16 protein-coding genes and 1 pseudogene are annotated in these 14,846 nt (G+C 73.3%); 13 read left to right on the top strand and 4 right to left on the bottom strand.

Translation table 11 applies throughout. The features are described 5' to 3' along the window. Positions 1 to 219: 219 nt before the first annotated feature. From ACFRAC_RS33550 to ACFRAC_RS33540, 3 genes are all read right to left on the bottom strand, one after another. Positions 220 to 1,053 carry a sterol desaturase family protein gene (locus tag ACFRAC_RS33550; protein ID WP_382937836.1) on the bottom strand — a complete coding sequence of 278 codons (834 nt, stop codon included), beginning with the start codon at positions 1,051 to 1,053 and terminating at the stop codon, positions 220 to 222. Beyond that, entirely contained in the window at positions 1,050 to 1,175 is a 126-nt protein-coding gene (locus ACFRAC_RS33545) for a hypothetical protein (RefSeq protein WP_382937833.1), read from the bottom strand. Before ACFRAC_RS33545 ends, ACFRAC_RS33550 begins: the two co-directional genes overlap by 4 nt. A 132-nt stretch (positions 1,176 to 1,307) precedes the next feature. Continuing rightward, on the bottom strand, positions 1,308 to 1,778 hold the full coding sequence (locus tag ACFRAC_RS33540) for a FadR/GntR family transcriptional regulator (protein WP_382937830.1): 471 nt from the start codon (positions 1,776 to 1,778) through the stop codon (positions 1,308 to 1,310). A 260-nt stretch (positions 1,779 to 2,038) separates the two neighbouring features. Here ACFRAC_RS33540 and ACFRAC_RS33535 point away from each other — a divergent pair, with 260 nt between their 5' ends. From ACFRAC_RS33535 to ACFRAC_RS33500, 8 genes are all read left to right on the top strand, one after another. After that, positions 2,039 to 2,803, top strand: coding sequence for a hypothetical protein (locus tag ACFRAC_RS33535; protein ID WP_382937828.1), 765 nt, complete (start codon positions 2,039 to 2,041; stop codon positions 2,801 to 2,803). Between the two features lie 164 nt (positions 2,804 to 2,967). After that, entirely contained in the window at positions 2,968 to 3,252 is a 285-nt protein-coding gene (locus ACFRAC_RS33530) for a hypothetical protein (protein ID WP_382937826.1), read from the top strand. Between the two features lie 75 nt (positions 3,253 to 3,327). Continuing rightward, positions 3,328 to 4,401: an NAD(+)/NADH kinase gene (locus ACFRAC_RS33525; protein WP_382937823.1), complete on the top strand. Its 1,074-nt coding sequence runs from the start codon at positions 3,328 to 3,330 to the stop codon at positions 4,399 to 4,401. A gap of 87 nt (positions 4,402 to 4,488) precedes the next feature. Then, complete coding sequence (locus ACFRAC_RS33520) at positions 4,489 to 5,658, top strand: sensor histidine kinase (protein ID WP_382937819.1); 1,170 nt, start codon at positions 4,489 to 4,491, stop codon at positions 5,656 to 5,658. Continuing rightward, a complete protein-coding gene (locus ACFRAC_RS33515) occupies positions 5,655 to 6,314 on the top strand; it encodes a response regulator (protein ID WP_382937815.1) in 660 nt (219 codons plus the stop codon). Before ACFRAC_RS33520 ends, ACFRAC_RS33515 begins: the two co-directional genes overlap by 4 nt. Before the next feature lie 114 nt (positions 6,315 to 6,428). Beyond that, positions 6,429 to 7,067, top strand: a complete 639-nt coding sequence (locus ACFRAC_RS33510) for a GPP34 family phosphoprotein (RefSeq protein ID WP_382937812.1) — start codon at positions 6,429 to 6,431, stop codon at positions 7,065 to 7,067. Between the two features lie 14 nt (positions 7,068 to 7,081). After that, a complete protein-coding gene (locus ACFRAC_RS33505) occupies positions 7,082 to 8,638 on the top strand; it encodes a carboxylesterase/lipase family protein (protein ID WP_382937807.1) in 1,557 nt (518 codons plus the stop codon). A gap of 71 nt (positions 8,639 to 8,709) precedes the next feature. Continuing rightward, a complete protein-coding gene (locus ACFRAC_RS33500; protein WP_382937805.1) occupies positions 8,710 to 9,384 on the top strand; it encodes a hypothetical protein in 675 nt (224 codons plus the stop codon). Here the strand turns inward: ACFRAC_RS33500 and ACFRAC_RS33495 are convergent. Beyond that, positions 9,368 to 9,994, bottom strand: a complete 627-nt coding sequence (locus ACFRAC_RS33495; RefSeq protein ID WP_382937802.1) for a glyoxalase — start codon at positions 9,992 to 9,994, stop codon at positions 9,368 to 9,370. The genes ACFRAC_RS33500 and ACFRAC_RS33495 overlap by 17 nt on opposite strands. A gap of 309 nt (positions 9,995 to 10,303) precedes the next feature. Between ACFRAC_RS33495 and ACFRAC_RS33490 the strand changes: the two genes are divergently transcribed. The 5 genes and pseudogenes from ACFRAC_RS33490 to ACFRAC_RS33470 all read left to right on the top strand — a co-directional run. Beyond that, positions 10,304 to 12,175 (top strand): hypothetical protein, encoded by a 1,872-nt coding sequence (locus tag ACFRAC_RS33490; protein ID WP_382937800.1) that lies wholly within the window; start codon positions 10,304 to 10,306, stop codon positions 12,173 to 12,175. After that, complete coding sequence (locus ACFRAC_RS33485; protein ID WP_382937798.1) at positions 12,172 to 12,597, top strand: hypothetical protein; 426 nt, start codon at positions 12,172 to 12,174, stop codon at positions 12,595 to 12,597. The genes ACFRAC_RS33490 and ACFRAC_RS33485 overlap by 4 nt, the downstream gene beginning before the upstream one ends. Before the next feature lie 49 nt (positions 12,598 to 12,646). Further along, positions 12,647 to 13,435: a hypothetical protein gene (locus tag ACFRAC_RS33480; protein ID WP_382937796.1), complete on the top strand. Its 789-nt coding sequence runs from the start codon at positions 12,647 to 12,649 to the stop codon at positions 13,433 to 13,435. Positions 13,436 to 13,539: 104 nt separating this feature from the next. After that, positions 13,540 to 14,349, top strand: a complete 810-nt coding sequence (locus ACFRAC_RS33475; protein ID WP_382937793.1) for a universal stress protein — start codon at positions 13,540 to 13,542, stop codon at positions 14,347 to 14,349. Positions 14,350 to 14,373: 24 nt separating this feature from the next. Continuing rightward, positions 14,374 to 14,559, top strand: a pseudogene (locus ACFRAC_RS33470) (N-acetyltransferase); the annotation flags it as partial. Positions 14,560 to 14,846 lie beyond the last annotated feature (287 nt).

Below are 14,846 nucleotides of genomic sequence, written 5' to 3'. Positions count from 1 at the left end.
CCGTGACCGTTCCCCTGAAGGGCTTGAGCACGACCGCTGGTACGCCCCCTCGGACGGTGGAACCCGGTGGGTGGCGACCGTGCGTGAGTTGCGCCGCGAACGCGAACCCCCCGCATGTCCGGCCTGCCCACAGCACGGACCTACGGCACACGACGTCTAGGTCGCCTGCATCGGTCATGTGGCCTGCGTCGGCCGGAAGGGCGTCGACGCGCACCGAGCTCAGTGCCTCGGCTGCGGTGTCCACCCCGGTGGGCCGAAGGCGTATCCCGCGCGGTCGCGCCAGCGGGTGGCCGTGCGGATGTCGTGCCAGGTGGCCGCGTACTCGTGGAAGGCGACCCGCAGCGGGTTGTAGGTGCCGATGTTCTTCGTCAGGCCGTACACGACACGCTCGCCCTCCGGCTGGAACGTCCCGAAGAGGCGGTCCCAGACGATGAGGATGCCGCCGTAGTTGCGGTCCAGGTAGACGTTGTTGGAGCCGTGGTGGACCCGGTGGTGCGAGGGCGTGTTGAAGACGAGCTCGATCGGCCGCCAGAGGCGGTCCACGCGCTCGGTGTGCAGGAAGAACTGGTAGATGAGGCTGACCGACTGCTGGAGCAGGATCATCCACGGCGGGATGCCGAGCAGGGCGAGCGGCATCCAGAACGGCAGGCCGCTCATCGGCGTCCAGCTCTGCCGCAGTGCCGTCGACAGGTTGAACCGCACGCTGGAGTGGTGGACCACGTGGCTCGCCCACAGCAGCCGGACCCGGTGGTGTGCGCGGTGGAAGGCGTAGTAGGCCAGGTCCTCGGCGAAGAACAGCAGCACCCAGGTCCACGCCGAGCCAGGGGACAGCTGCCAGGGCGCCACCGTGTAGAGGGCCGCGTACGCGACGATCACCACCGCCTTCCACGGCAGGGCGATGACCTGGCTGCCCGCGCCCATCGACATGCTCGTCGCGGTGTCGCGGACCTCGTAGCCGCGTTCGTCGTCGTCCGGCAGGAAGCGGTACGACAGCGCCTCCACGGCGACCAGCAGGACGAACGCGGGGATGGCGTAGACGACGGCGGGTATCACGCCGTACCTCCTTCGGGTTCCCGGGCGGGGCGGGCGGCGCGGACGCTGTGGGCCAGCAGGGCGCGGGCCGCGGCTTCGGCGCCCTTCTCGTCGCGGCAGGCGATCAGTGCGGCCAGCTTCATGTGGCCCGCGATGTCCAGCAGTTCGGTAGCGCGCAGGGCGACCGGGACCTCGCCGGCGGTGAAGCGGTCCGCGACCAGGGTGTTGAAGGCCAGCAGGTAGGCGATGTTCCCGGAGCCCTCGACGACGAGCCGTCACCACGCCACGTCCGCCGCCGCCAGGTCGGCGAGGTCGGGGCCGAGGTGGGCATAGGCCGCCGCCGCGGCGACGATCTCGGACGCGGTCTGCTCCGGGCAGCGCGCGGCGCACAGCCTCGCCGCGTCCGCCCCGATGGACGCCCGCATCTCCAGGATGTCGCGGCTGAGGTCGTAGGACAGGGACAGGCCGTCGGTGTGCGCGACTTGCAGGGCGAGGTCGAGTCCGGCGGTGCGCCGCCAGTCGAGCACCCGGGTGCGTCCGCCGTGGCTGACCTCGACGAGCCCCGCCTGCTGGAGCCGCTTCACCGCCTCCCGTACCGCGTGCCGGTTGACTCCGAACTCGGCGGCCAGATCACGCTCGGAGGTCAGCGGGGTGCCCGGGGCGAGAGCACCGCTGAGGACACGGTCCCGGAGCAGCGTGAACAACTGGTCCGAGACCGCCTCGCGGCGGATGCGCTCCTCTGTCATGCACACAGCCTGAGGGTGCCGGCAGCGACTGGTCAACTGGTTGGACCACACCGCTGCCATGGCTGGAATCAGCTCCCCGGCGTCGTCGGAGGATGGAGGCGGACGGTCACGAGTCATCCGTGAAACGCGGCCACAAACCTGTGCGTTGGCAATCGATGGACGTCGCTCCACGGCCGGGCCACCACTTCACCCGTTAGATTCTGCGTACGTGCGGACCCGGTGTCCGCGACAGGGACACGTAGAGAGAGGTGTCACGCGTCATGTCCGGAAGCAGCACCACGGTCACGGAGTTGACCTCGCAGTACAGCGCCCAGGTGACCGCCGACCTGGAACGCAACCGCAAGGAACAGGACCGCATCACCGGTGAGATCGAGGTGTTGCAGGCCCAGTTGACGGCACTGCGGCACGACCGGACCGTCCTGGAGAACGTCCAGCGGGCGCTCGGAGCCGCCCAGGAGGCCGGCGTGGCGGACGACGCGTCCGTCCCGGCACCGGAAGAAGAGGAGCCCGTCGCGGTCGTGCCCGCCCCGCGCGCCCGGGAGCCGCGCACCACCCGGCGCACGAAGGCGGCGGGTGCCGGCAAGCGGGCCAAGGAAACACGCCCGGCCAAGCAGGCCAAGGGCAAGGGCACGGGGACCGGCACCGCGAGCCGCCGCCGCACCGGCGCCAAGAGCACCTCCACCGACGCCGGCAAGGGCACCGACAAGACCACCGCGAAGGCCGTCGACGCGGCCGCGTCGTCCAGCGCGTCCTCGCCGTCACTCGTCGAACTCGTGCGCGGTCATCTGGCCGAGCGCCAGGAGCCCCGCTCCGCCGCCGAGGTCGCCTCGACGCTGGCCGAGCAGTACCCCGAGCGCGGCGTGAAGGCGACGGTGGTGCGCAGCACGCTCGAAGGGCTCGTGGCCCGGAACCAGGCGCACCGCAGCAAGCAGGGCCGGTCCGTCTTCTACACCGTCCCGGACGCGTCCGCGCCGTCCGCGCCGTCCACCCCCGCCGAGCGGAGCCCTGAGGAGGAGTCGGACTGACCCGGTCGGACCGGCCCACGACCGCCGTACCCCGGCCGGGCGCCACCCCCGAACGGACCAGCGTCCGTGGCCTTTCCGGTGATTTACGCCCGCCCGGGTCCGTCGCCCGGGCGGCGGCGGGTACGGCGTCTGCGGACCGGCTCACGACCTGGAGGAGAGTGGCCATGTACGCAGTGGTGCGGCGGTACGAAGGAGTGACCGATCCGGCGGAGGCGGGCCGTCGGGTGGAGGAGGAGTTCGTGCCGCTCCTGCGCCGGGTCCCCGGGTTCGTGGCCTACTACTGGGTCGACGCGGCGGACGGCGTCATGTTGTCGATGGGTGTCTTCGAGGACCGGGCGGGCGCCGAGGAGTCGACCCTGCGGGCCGGTGACTTCGTACGGGATCGTCTGGCCGAGCTGCTGCCCCAGCCGCCGCTGGTGGCGGCCGGCGAGGTCGTGGCCCATTCGTAGCGGGCGGCGGCGCCGTACGGTCCCCTCCCCCGCACCCTCGGCCCCGACCGGGACCACGACACTCTGGAGGCAACGGTGACGGTCAACCGCCTGGGAATGGTGGTGCACGGCGGGCGTCCGGAGGCCACGGACGCGGCCGCCGCGGTGCGCGCCTGGTGCGCCGAGCAGGATGTGCCATGCGCCGACATCGACGTGTGGCACGAGGGCGGGCGACTCAACGCCCGCGACGAGGTCGAGGCCGCCGGTGACCCGGACCTCATCGTGACGCTGGGCGGGGACGGCACGTTCCTGCGCGGCGCCAGGCTGGCGGCGGAGAGCGACGCCCTCGTGCTGGGGGTGGACCTGGGCCGGGTGGGCTTCCTGACGGAGGTGTCGGCGACCGCCATGCGGGCCGCGCTGGACGCGGTGCGGGAGGAGCGCTTCGACATCGACAGCCGCATGCTGCTCGCCCTGCGCGCCTCCCGTCTCCTGGAGGTGCCGCCCGGCATGGAGGCCCTGATGGAGTACGGGCGCGGCCCGCTGCTGCCGCCTCCCCGGGTGCGTTCGGACTGCCGGATCGACGAGGACTGGGGCGTCCCGCTGGACGTGACGGCGCTCAACGACGTGGTGCTGGAGAAGCTGTCCCGTGACCGGCAGGTGTCGGTGGGCGTCTACGTGTCGGGCAGGCTGCTGGCGTCGTACTCGGCGGACGCCCTGCTGGTGGCGACGCCCACGGGTTCCACCGCCTACAGTTTCGCGGCCGGCGGGCCGGTCGTCTCGCCACGGGCGGAAGCGCTCGTCTTCACGCCGGTCGCCCCGCACATGGCGTTCGACCGGTCGGTGGTCACCGCGCCCGACGAGCCGGTCGGGCTGCGCATCCTGGAGCGGTCCGGGCAGGCTGCGGTCAGCATCGACGGGCAGCTGCGCGGTGTGCTGGGGCCGGGCGACTGGATCGGCGTGTACGCCGCGCCGCGCCGGCTGCGGGCCGTACGGCTGGGGCCGATGGACTTCTACGGGCGGCTGCGGGAGCGGATGAACCTGACCGACGCGCCGGCCGCCGTCGCCGACGGTTCGCCCGCGCCGCTCTGGTCGGTGACCACGCCACCGCCGGGTGACATCGCGCACCTCGCCCTGCTGACGGCACTGGACGGCCCGCCGGGCGCGCCCTGAGGGGTATCGACGACGGTGACGCCGTCCGACACCTCCGGCAGTGCGCATTCCGTGCCGGCCGGTGCTACGGCTGGGTAGGGTCAGGTCGTGGGGCGCAGCAGGGGGAAGCAGGACGGCGGGTCGGCCGCGGAGGCCGGGGGTGAAGTCCTGCCCCGGACCGCGCGGTTGCTGTGGTACGCGTCGGCCGGTCTGGTGCTCGGCGTCCTCGGCACCGCGGTGCTCGTCGCCGGAGCGGGGCACGGTCGTCGGCTGCCGGTGGCCGTGGTCCTGGTGCTCGCACAGGTCTGCGCCCTGAGGTGGCAGGTGCGCGCCCCGCTCCCCGTGCTCGCCGTGAACGCGCTGACGGGGCTGGTGGTGTGGGCCCTGCTGCCCGCGGTCTCCGTGACAGGCTCGCTCCTCGCGGCGCAGATCACGTTGTGTGTGCTGTCGGCGACACGGCCCCGGCGTGTGTCCGTGTCCGCGCTCGTCGTGCTCTGTCTGCCGGGGGCTGCGGCGTTCGCGGACGGCGGCCCCGCGGGCCTGGCGGTCTGTCTGCCGGCGATGGTCCTGGCGTGGACGGCGGGGCAGTGGCGCAGGGCGCAGCAGGAGCGGCTGAGGGCGGAGACGCGCCGTGCCGTGGCGGAGGAGCGGGCCCGTATCGCGCGTGAGGTGCACGACGTGGTGGCCCACACCCTGTCGGTGATGGTCGTGCAGGCGGCCGCCGCGGACGACGTGTTCACCGACCGGCCCGAGCGGGCGCGCGAGGCGTTGCGGGCCATCGAGACCGCCGCGCGGTCCGCACTGGGTGAACTGCGCATGCTGCTGCGGGCGTTCGGGCCCGAAGCGGACGACGAAGCCGTGGCACAGCGGCGGGCACCGGGGCCCTCGCTCGCGCATCTGGACGAGCTGGCGGACGCCGTACGGGCGTCCGGTATGACGGTGCACGTGGTCACCGAGGGCGTCACCGACACCCTGCCCGCGTCCGTGCGTCTGGCGGCCTACCGGATCGTCCAGGAGGCCCTCACCAACACGCTGCGCCACTCGGTCGGTGCGGACGAGGTGAGCGTGCGGGTGACGACCGAAAGGCACTGCGTGACCGTCAACGTGACCGACAACGGGCGTACGGCGAAGGGTGCCGGACCCCCGGCGGGAGGAGGGCGCGGTCTGCTGGGGATGAGGGAACGCGCCCAACTCGTCGGCGGGAGCGTGCACGCCGGTCCGCGCCCGGGAGGCGGCTTCGAGGTCGCGGCACGGCTCCCGGTGGAGGTCGCGTCATGACCCTGCGCGTCGTCGTGGCCGACGACCAGGCCCTGGTCCGCACCGGCTTCCGCATGATCATCGACGCCCGCGACGATCTGGAGGTGGTCGGCGAGGCGTCCGACGGGCGCGAGGCGGTGCGGCTGACGCGGGAGCTGGTCCCCGACGTGGTGCTGATGGACGTTCGTATGCCCGTCGTCGACGGCATCGAGGCGACCCGGCAGATCTCGGCGGCCGGCAGCCGGGCCAGGGTCCTCGTGCTGACCACCTGGGACATCGACGCGCACGTGGTCGCGGCCCTGCGGGCCGGTGCGAGCGGCTTCCTGCTGAAGGACATCCGCCCGGGTGAACTCGTCGACGCCATCCGTGTCACCGCCCGCGGCGACGCGCTGCTGGCGCCCGCCGTGCTCGGCCGCGTCCTCGACCGGTTCCTCCGTACCGTTCCCGACCCCGCTCCCCCGCCGTCCCTGGACGGCCTCTCCGGCCGCGAGCGGGAAGTGCTCACCCTGATCGGTCAGGCCCTGTCGAACGCGGAGATCGCCGGGCGGCTGTGCCTGTCGGAGGCCACCGTCAAGAACCACGTCACCGCGGTGCTGCGCAAGCTGAACCTGCGGGACCGGGTGCAGGCCGTCGTCGCCGCCTACGACCACGGACTCGTACGGCCGCGCCGACCCTGACGCCGGACTCCTCCCTGAGGAGGAGCCCGGGCGGAGCTCCCCCTCTGCGTTCCCAGGGTCCGGCCCCTCCCACGGCCGATGTCCCGCCGTGACCCGCGGTCCTACCGTCGTTCCATGACCGACGACCTGGCCTGCGCCATGTATCTGCTGGCCCACGACGAGGCAGCCGAGGGCCCGTACGACCGTTCCCGGACGGCTCTGCTGGTCCGTGCCTGTGCTGTGATCGACCTCGCGATGCGCGGCGTGCTCGGGGAGGACCACGGCACCGTCACCGTGTCCGGCGCGCCGACGGCCGGCGGTCCCGTTCTCGACCGGGTCCTGCGGGACGCCGCCGAGGGGCACGGCTGGAGACGTCTCCTGCGCGGCGACCGGCGGCGGACGCTGACGGAGGTCGAGGACCAGCTCGCCGGGGCGGGGGTTCTCCTCGTGACCGAGCCCGGCACCCGCTGGGGCGCACGGCGGTCGAGACTGGCGGATCCGTCGGCGGCCGACGCGGTCCGGGCCCGCGTCCTCGCGGCGCTGCACGGGAACGGCCCGGTGCGGGACGTCCCGGCCGCCGACGCCGCGCTGCTCGCGCTGGCGTCGGCCGGCAGGGTCCCCACGGTCGTCTCCCGCCGGGACCAAAAGGTCTTCCGGGACCGCATCGACGCCTGCACGAGCCGGCTCGCCGCTCTGGCGCCCGGCCTGGAACGCGCCGTACGCGCCCTGCCGACGACGATGGTCGCCGCGCAGGGCGGCGTGGGCGGCAGCTGACGGACGAGGAGCCGATGACCATGCACCGCGTCCTGACCGCCGTGGGTGTCGCCCTGACCGTCCTCCTGGCGGCGGCCCCGTCTCCGGCATCCCCGTCCGACTCGCCCGCTCCCACGACGGTGCGCACCCGGCACGGCCTGCTGCGGGGCGCCGGCCACGACGGCTACCGCACCTTCGAGGGCATCCCCTACGCGGCACCCCCCGTCGGCCGGCTGCGCTGGGCACCACCGCGTCCGGCGGCGCCGTGGTCCGGGGTACGCGACGCGACCCGGCCCGCGAGCGCCTGCCCGCAGCCGCCCGGCGAGGTGCCCGGCGGCAGCACCGACGAGGACTGCCTCCACCTGAACGTCACGACCCCGGACGGTGCCGGCCCGGCGCGTCCGCGCCCGGTCGTCGTATGGCTGCACGGCGGTGGCCTGACCACCGGAGCGGGCAGCACGTACGACGCCCGGCACATGGCGATCCGCGGCGACGTCGTGGTCGTCACCGTCAACTACCGGCTCGGCGTGCTGGGTTTCCTCGCGCACCGCGGGCTGCCCGGTTCCGGAACCTTCGGCCTGGCCGACCAGCAGACGGCGCTGCGCTGGGTGCGCGCCGAGATCGGCGCCTTCGGCGGCGACGCGCGCAACGTGACACTCGCCGGTGAGTCCGCGGGCGGTTACAGCGTCTGCGCCCAGCTGGCCTCACCCGCCGCCGCAGGACTCTTCGACCGGGCGATCATCCAGAGCGGCCCGTGCACGGGCAGTCCGGAACGGCCCTTCGCACCCTCCTCGGTCCCCTTGTCCACGGCGCGCGCGGCGGGCGCGGACCTGGCGGCGAAGGCCGGCTGCGGCTCCGCGCGCGACCAGTCGGCCTGCCTGCGGCGCAAGGACGTCTCCCGGCTGCTCGGGGCCGAGGAGGCGGACCAGCACCCGGCCTACGGAACGCCGTTGCTCCCCGAGGACCCCGCCGCGGCGGTCGCCGCGGGGCGTTTCCACCGTGTTCCCGTCCTGATCGGGCACACCCGTGACGAGGGCAACGGCTGGGCCGCGGCGATCGTCCAGGCCGGTCATCCGGTCACGGCGGAGACCTGGCCCGACATCGTGGCCGCCTTCTTCCCCGCGCCGGAACAGGCCCGCGCGATCGTACGCGCCTACCCGGTGCGCCACGACGACGGCGGACCGGTGTTCGGCGCGGTCGTCGGCGACGCGAACTTCGCCTGCCCGACGGCGCGCACCGGCGACCTGCTCGCCGCCCATGTGCCCGTGTGGCGCTACGAGTTCGCCGACGAGCACGCCCCACCGCTCACCCCGGGCCCGACGCCGTTCCCGGTCGGCGCGTCGCACGCGACCGAACTGGCGTATCTGTTCGACCTGGGCGGCCGCCCCCGCGAGATGACCGCGGCGCAGCACCGGCTGGCCGACACCATGATCGACTACTGGACGGCCTTCGCCCGCGGCGCGGACCCGAACGGCGCGACGACACCGCACTGGCCCCGCCGGGGCGTGCTCTCCCTGGCGCCCGACCACGTCATGCCCACGACGACCGTCGAGACCCGCCACCACTGCGCGTTCTGGTCGCGCCCGCGGTGAACCCGACCCGACGGTCGCGCACCACGTCCGACGAACCTCGATCGATCCAGCACACGACATGGGGGACCACCATGAACGAATCCACCGCCAGGCGTCTGACGGGCCTGGCCGGCATCGCGGTCTCGGCCGCCCTCGCCATCGAAGTACCGCTGTATTTCCTCTACTCGGGTCCGCCGCCGGACTCCAATGTCCTGGCGCGGCTGCTCGTCGGCATCTTCGCGCTGGCGTTCCTGCTCGTGTTCGTGACGGCGTTCCGCGAGCTGGTCCGGCGCGTCGACCCCGCCTACGCGTGGGCCGGGCACCTGGCGTTCACCCTCGGCCTGGTCTACGCGACGGTCACCCTGGTCTCCCACGGGCTGGAAGCCGGCGCGGTGATCGCGACCGATCATCCGATCGACCCGACCATCACGGTCGACGGCACCTACATCCTGTACGGGACGATCGGACGCGTCCTGCTCGCGATGTTCCTGACCACCGTCGGGTACAGCATCTCCCGGACGAACCTGCTGCCGCGCTGGACCGGCCGTTCCGCCTACATCCTGGCGGGGATCAACGCGGCCTTCATCCCGTCCCTCTTCTTCGGCAACGAGCCCGCCCACTTCTACGCGGCCAACGGCTGGGGGACGACGGCCTCGATGGGCGCGCTGTTCGGCTACTGGCTGCTCGCCCTGAGCATCTCCCTCCTCCGCAGCGCCACCCGGAGGGTCACCGCCGGCGCACCGGTCCAGGTCACCGCCCGGCGTTGACGTCCGCGGTCGTCCACTCGAAGGCGTCCGGGTCGGTGAAGGGGCCGGCGGGGCTGCCGATCGTCAGCCGGTGGGAGCCGGTGCCCTCCGGGGAGACACCGGCGACCTTGGCGAGGCCGCGGCGCTTGTAGAGCGCCAGCTTCACGGGGCCCGAGCCGGTCTCGAACTCGGCGTACCTGCCGCCGAAGCTCTTGCTCACCGCGAGGCCGTGCCCGACGTAGAACTGCTTGCCGGCCTTGACGTCCTCGACGCCGAGCAGCAGCACGATCTCCTGGAAGCGGCGGGTGGCCGGACCGGTGTTCCTCTTGGCCGAGGAGGCCACCTGCCAGATCGTCCCGTCGGGTGCCTGGACGACGCCCCCGTAGCCCCACAGCGACTTGGCGGCGGGCTTCAGCGTGGTGGCGCCCGCGTCCACCGCCGCGCCCACGAGGGCGTCGACGTCGGCGGGCTGGGCCACCACCAGCGACAGGGTGAAGCCGCGGAACCCGCTGCTGGGTGCCTCGGAGGCCCGGAAGCGGATCTGGCCCTCCAGCCCGAAGGCGGTCGTGTAGAAGCGTTCGGCGGCGGCCGGATCGGCCACTTCGAGGGTGACGAAGTCGATGGAAGTCATGAGGAAGACGCTAGGAGGGCTCCGGGCGCCGCGCTTCTCGATTCCTGACCGGTCGCCGGCGCCGGATCGCCCCGCCTGCGGAAGCGTCCGACCGGCCGCTGTCCAGTGGCCCCCGGCGTCTTCACCGGATCGGGGGAGGAAGCGTTTGAGCCGCGCGTGTCGCGGGCCGCGGTCCTCTAGCCTCGCGCTCCTGTTCCCGACTCCTCCGTCCGGTGGCGGCACCGCCCCCTGGCGGCGGCTCTCGAGCAGCGCCGGAGCCGTCGGAGCCGCACCGGGGACAGGACCACCCTTCACGACCATGGGAGCACAGTGCCGGGCACCAGCCTTCCCGAAGACCGCTACAGCCGCACGGAGGCCACCCGGCTGCTGTGCGCCGGCGTCTACCAGGACGCCACCTTCCGACGCCAGGTCATCGACGAACTCGTCGGCCACCAGGAGCGGCCTGTCGCCCCCTCCCTGGGCGTGGACGTCGTGCCGGTGCTGGCTCACGCCGTGCGCGTCGCCCGCCAGGAGGCCCGGACGGCGCTGCTGATGCTGGCCGCCTGGGCCGGGTTCATCGTCTCCGACTTCCTGATGGTGTGGGACAGCCTGTCCGACCTCTGGGGCCCCGACGTCGACGTGGGCTTCGGGGACGTGTTCACCGCGTTGTACGAGGGCCGGCTGAACGTCTCCGGCGAGCTGTGGCTGCCCTGGTCCCAGGTCTACGCCCTCGTGACGTTCGCCCTGTGGTTCGCGGGCGCCCTCAACGAACGCGGCCCCTCCGTGAAGGAGCTGGGGCTGCCCGCCCCCGTGGCCCGCGCCGCCGACGGCATGAGCAGCCTCGCCACCGCGGGCAGTCTGCTGTTCGTCGCCCTGTACTGGTACTGGTACCTGTCCGCTCTGGTGGACGGCACCGCGCAGACGCCGTACCCGGCGCTCTTCCCCCTCCTGATCACGCTCATCGGCTGGCAGCACCAGGCCGCGCACCGCAAGGCGCTGTGCCAGTGGCTGTCGAAGTGGACGTTCCGCACCGCCACCCAGCCCGGGCTGCCCGCGGGCCTGCCGTACGACGACCTGGTCCGTGACATCCGCGAGGAGCAGCATGCCCCGGTCACGCTCTACGACGTGGAGCGGCCGTTCGTCGGGCTGGGCACGCGCAAGCGGAGCTGGTCGTTCGCCATGGAGCTGCGCAAGCTGCCCGACGGCCGCCGCGACCGTATCCCGGCGCAGGTCGACGCCGGGGACCGCGGCGCCTTCGACGGGCACGCGGCCGGCGCTCCGCCACGCGCCAGGGAGCGGCTGACGGCCCGTGCCGCGCTGGACCTGATCGAGCCGCAGCTGGTGGAGCTGCGGGAGTCCGCGGCACGTACCGGGCGGGACCGTCTGCGGGACCTGGAGATCGAACGGTTCCTGTACCTGCCGGGCGGCGTCGGCCGTTCGGAGCAGGTGGAGCTCGGAGGCGTGGACGACGCGAGCGCCCACGCCGTCTCGGACCGGAGCCGCGGAACGGCCGAGTACGCCGTCTACGAACCGGAGCAGATCGCCGCCCATCTGGACGAGGCGATCGACGAGGGCGGCGAGGCCCGGCGTGTCTTCCTGCGCGTCCGCATCGGAGGCTGGCACGAACAGCTCGTCGCGACGGTGCTGGTGCGGGTGCACACCCAGGGCGGGATGCTCGTCCTGGAAGTCGAGTCCTACGTACTGGGCCCGATCCGCAAGGAGTTCCGCGGCGTGGACGCGCTGGTGGAGCGGCTGCCGGAGCATTGGCACAGCGCGGCGCTGCGCGCCCTGCGGCACGCGCCCGCGATCGGCCTGGACTGCGCGATCGGCGCGCTCGGCAGTCTGCGCCGGGAGATCGCCTCCGGCTGGTCCGAGGGCGCGGAACCGCCGGACGTGCCCCGTGTCTCGCTGCGGGCGCTCGCCGCGCAGCAGAAGCTCTCGCGTTTCCAGGACATGGACGCCGAGCGGTACATCAAGACGGTCGAGGAGCGGATCGTGGGCGGCGTCCGTACGGCGCTGCGCGAACACGGCTACCGGACCGAGGAGTTCGAGCAGCACATCTACCAGGTCAGCGGTGGAGGCGTCTTCGTCCAGGACATGTCGGGCGGTTCCATCGCCACCGGCAGCCACGGACAGGCCAACTCGCACACCGCTCCCCCGCCCGGCACCGGCCGTGGGCGTCAGGAAGGGAACCCCGCATGAGCCAGAACACCACCTCCCCGCAGCCCTCCGGCGGCGAGGGCCCGGACGCGGCCGGCGGCGGCGTCACCATCGGGTCGATGTCCGGCGGCTCCATCGCCACCGGCCGGGACGGCCGGGCCGTCTCGTACAACACCACGGGCGGTGCCGCGCTCGACACCGCTCATCAGGAACTGCTGACCGCCGTACGGGAGTTGCTGGCCGAGTTGCCCGACGGGGCCGGCCGGGGAGCGGACGACGCGGCCCTGCACGACGAACTCGTGGGCCTGCAGGAGGAGATCACGCGCTCGGGCACGGCCGAGCAGGGGCGCCTCACCCGGGTGCTGGGCAGCGTCCGGCGCTGGCTCGGCTCGCAGGCGGCAGCGGCGGGCGCCGTGGCGTCGGCGACCGCCGTGGTGCAGGGCATCGCCCAGTTGCTCGGCTGACGGCCGACCGGACAACGCAGACGGCCGGCAGCCAGGAGGGACGACGGCGATGAGGGTGTACGACAGGGAGCGGCAGGACTGGGTGGACGGGCGCCGCGAACGCCTCCACCAGCCGGACCGGGACCTGGACCTGCCGCGCCAGCAGCGCGTGGTGCGGCGCGGTGGCATGGTCCTGGCCGCGGTGGGGATGTGCTTCGGCGTGTGGGCCTTCGGCTGGAAGGACGAGCCGGAACCGCCTCCTCCGCCGCCCTCGTCCCCCACCGCGCAGGAGCAGGAGGGGACCGGGCCCTCCGCTGCGGCGACCGAGACGGCGGACGGCACGGCAACGGCGTCCGGGGTCCTGCCCGACACTTACCGCGAGGTGCAGGACGACGAGGGGTTCCGTATCGCGGTCCCCGCCGACTGGACGGCCGAGCGCCGCCCGTCGAAGTACGGCATCAAGATCGTCAACTACAGCAGCCCGGACGGTCTGCGCCGCCTGCAGATCTTCCAGCTGGAGGAGCCCTCGCCGTACGACTCGCTCGTCATCGCCCAGGAGGAGGCCGCCCGGAGGGACGGGTACGAACGGATCGACATGGGCCCGATCCCTTCGGCGCCGGACGACGCGGCCGAACACGAGTACCGCACCACCGAGATCGCCGGCGACGCGGACCCCGGGACCGTTCGGCACGTCATCGACCACCGCTTCCGGGCCGCCGACGGCAACCGCTACGCACTGGTCGCCTACGGCCCCGACAACCAGGACTCCGCCGAGCGCGAGCTGATCGAAACGGCGGCCGCCTGGTTCTGCCCGCCCGCGACGACCTGCCCCGCGCCCGACGGGTCGGGAGGCGGCTGAGCCGTCCGGGGTGGCAGGGGTCCCGGCCGGGTGGCAGCGCGGCCCGGCCGGAGTGATCCTTGGACAGGCGTGTCGTTCGGACGCCCGGTGGCGCAGGAGGTCCGGTGGGAAAGCTCGTGGTCGCGGGTGTGGACGGCTCGTCGTCGTGCCGGGCGGCCGTGGAGACGGCCGCGCACGAGGCCCGGCGGCGCGGTGCCGGGCTGCGGGTGGTGCATGCCTTCGGCCCGCTGACCCGGCCGATGTACACGTCGCCGGACCCGGCCCCGGTGGAGGAGCTGATGCGCGAGGCGGCGGATCGCGCCCACGCCGTGGCCCCCGATGTGGAGGTCACCCATGAGGTGGTGCACGGCGGGGCGGTGGAGGTGCTGACCGCCGAGTCACAGACCGCGGACCTGCTGGTCGTCGGCGCCCGGGGCGTCGGCGGCTTCGTCGGGATGCTGCTGGGGTCGACAGCCGTCTCCCTCGCCTCGCACGCCCTGTGCCCGGTGCTGGTGGTCCGGGGCGAACCGGACCGGAGCGGGCCGGTCGTGGTCGCGGTCGACGGGTCCCCGCAGGGCGAGCGGGCCCTGGAGTTCGCCGTCGCCGAGGCGGAGTCGCGCGGGGCCGAACTGCTCGCCGTGCATGTGTGGCAGCCGGAGCACGCGCCGGCCGGTACTGGCGTGGAGGCCGCCGAGCGGCTGCTGGCGCTCGCCCTCGCCGGGTTCGCCGAGAGGTACCCGGACGTGGTGGTCAGACAGCAGGTGCTGAGCGGGGAACCCCGCGAGACGCTGATCGAGTCGAGCAGGAACGCCCAGGTCGTCGTCGTGGGCTCGCGGGGGCGCGGCGGTTTCGCCGGGCTGCTGCTCGGCTCGGTCAGCCAGGCCGTGCTGCACCACGCGCACTGCCCGGTGGCCGTCGTCCGCGGCAGGGACTGACCGGCAACGGTCCGGCCGAGGGGCGGCACCGATGTCGTCGCGACGCTGTGCCACCATGGCTTCGTCGTGCGCGGCCTGAAGCGCCTCCAGATCGAGACGCTCGCGGACAACACCGCGATGCTCCTGGACGAGGGGGTGCTCGGGCTCCTCGTGGACGAGTGGCGGCCCGATGCGTCCGCCTACGGTGCTCAGGGCCGTACGTCCACGTAGTCCCCGGCGGCCTTGGCCGCGCCCGTGGTGGCGGTGCCGGCGAAGTTCCAGCGCCATTGACTTGCACCTCGGGTTGAAGCCCGAGGATTTTGGCCTTCCTGACCGGTTGCTGTGCCGCTATGCGGCAGGGTTTCCGGTGGGGATTCCGTGGCTTCCTGTTTCTTCGCGCTGTGCCGGGATTGCTCCTGGTCTTACCGGCGCTCCGCAGGCTGATACCGCCAGTCCGGCGGCCTGTTTGATGTTGATCGCGGCGTTGGTGTCCCGGTCGTGGACGGTGCCGCAGGCGG

The organism is Streptomyces sp. NPDC056628, assembly GCF_042792555.1.
Taxonomy (GTDB): domain Bacteria; phylum Actinomycetota; class Actinomycetes; order Streptomycetales; family Streptomycetaceae; genus Streptomyces.
This window is presented reverse-complemented; position numbering and strand designations above follow the sequence as displayed.

Bases quoted from the DNA above. Each gene is read 5' to 3' on its own strand.
- ACFRAC_RS33545 (WP_382937833.1), bottom strand. From the start codon at position 1,175: ATGAAGCTGGCCGCACTGATCGCCTGCCGCGACGAGAAGGGCGCCGAA.
- ACFRAC_RS33540 (WP_382937830.1), bottom strand. From the start codon at position 1,778: ATGACAGAGGAGCGCATCCGCCGCGAGGCGGTCTCGGACCAGTTGTTC.
- ACFRAC_RS33535 (WP_382937828.1), top strand. From the start codon at position 2,039: ATGTCCGGAAGCAGCACCACGGTCACGGAGTTGACCTCGCAGTACAGC.
- ACFRAC_RS33530 (WP_382937826.1), top strand. From the start codon at position 2,968: ATGTACGCAGTGGTGCGGCGGTACGAAGGAGTGACCGATCCGGCGGAG.
- ACFRAC_RS33515 (WP_382937815.1), top strand. From the start codon at position 5,655: ATGACCCTGCGCGTCGTCGTGGCCGACGACCAGGCCCTGGTCCGCACC.
- ACFRAC_RS33510 (WP_382937812.1), top strand. From the start codon at position 6,429: ATGACCGACGACCTGGCCTGCGCCATGTATCTGCTGGCCCACGACGAG.
- ACFRAC_RS33505 (WP_382937807.1), top strand. From the start codon at position 7,082: ATGACCATGCACCGCGTCCTGACCGCCGTGGGTGTCGCCCTGACCGTC.
- ACFRAC_RS33500 (WP_382937805.1), top strand. From the start codon at position 8,710: ATGAACGAATCCACCGCCAGGCGTCTGACGGGCCTGGCCGGCATCGCG.
- ACFRAC_RS33495 (WP_382937802.1), bottom strand. From the start codon at position 9,994: ATGACTTCCATCGACTTCGTCACCCTCGAAGTGGCCGATCCGGCCGCC.
- ACFRAC_RS33485 (WP_382937798.1), top strand. From the start codon at position 12,172: ATGAGCCAGAACACCACCTCCCCGCAGCCCTCCGGCGGCGAGGGCCCG.
- ACFRAC_RS33480 (WP_382937796.1), top strand. From the start codon at position 12,647: ATGAGGGTGTACGACAGGGAGCGGCAGGACTGGGTGGACGGGCGCCGC.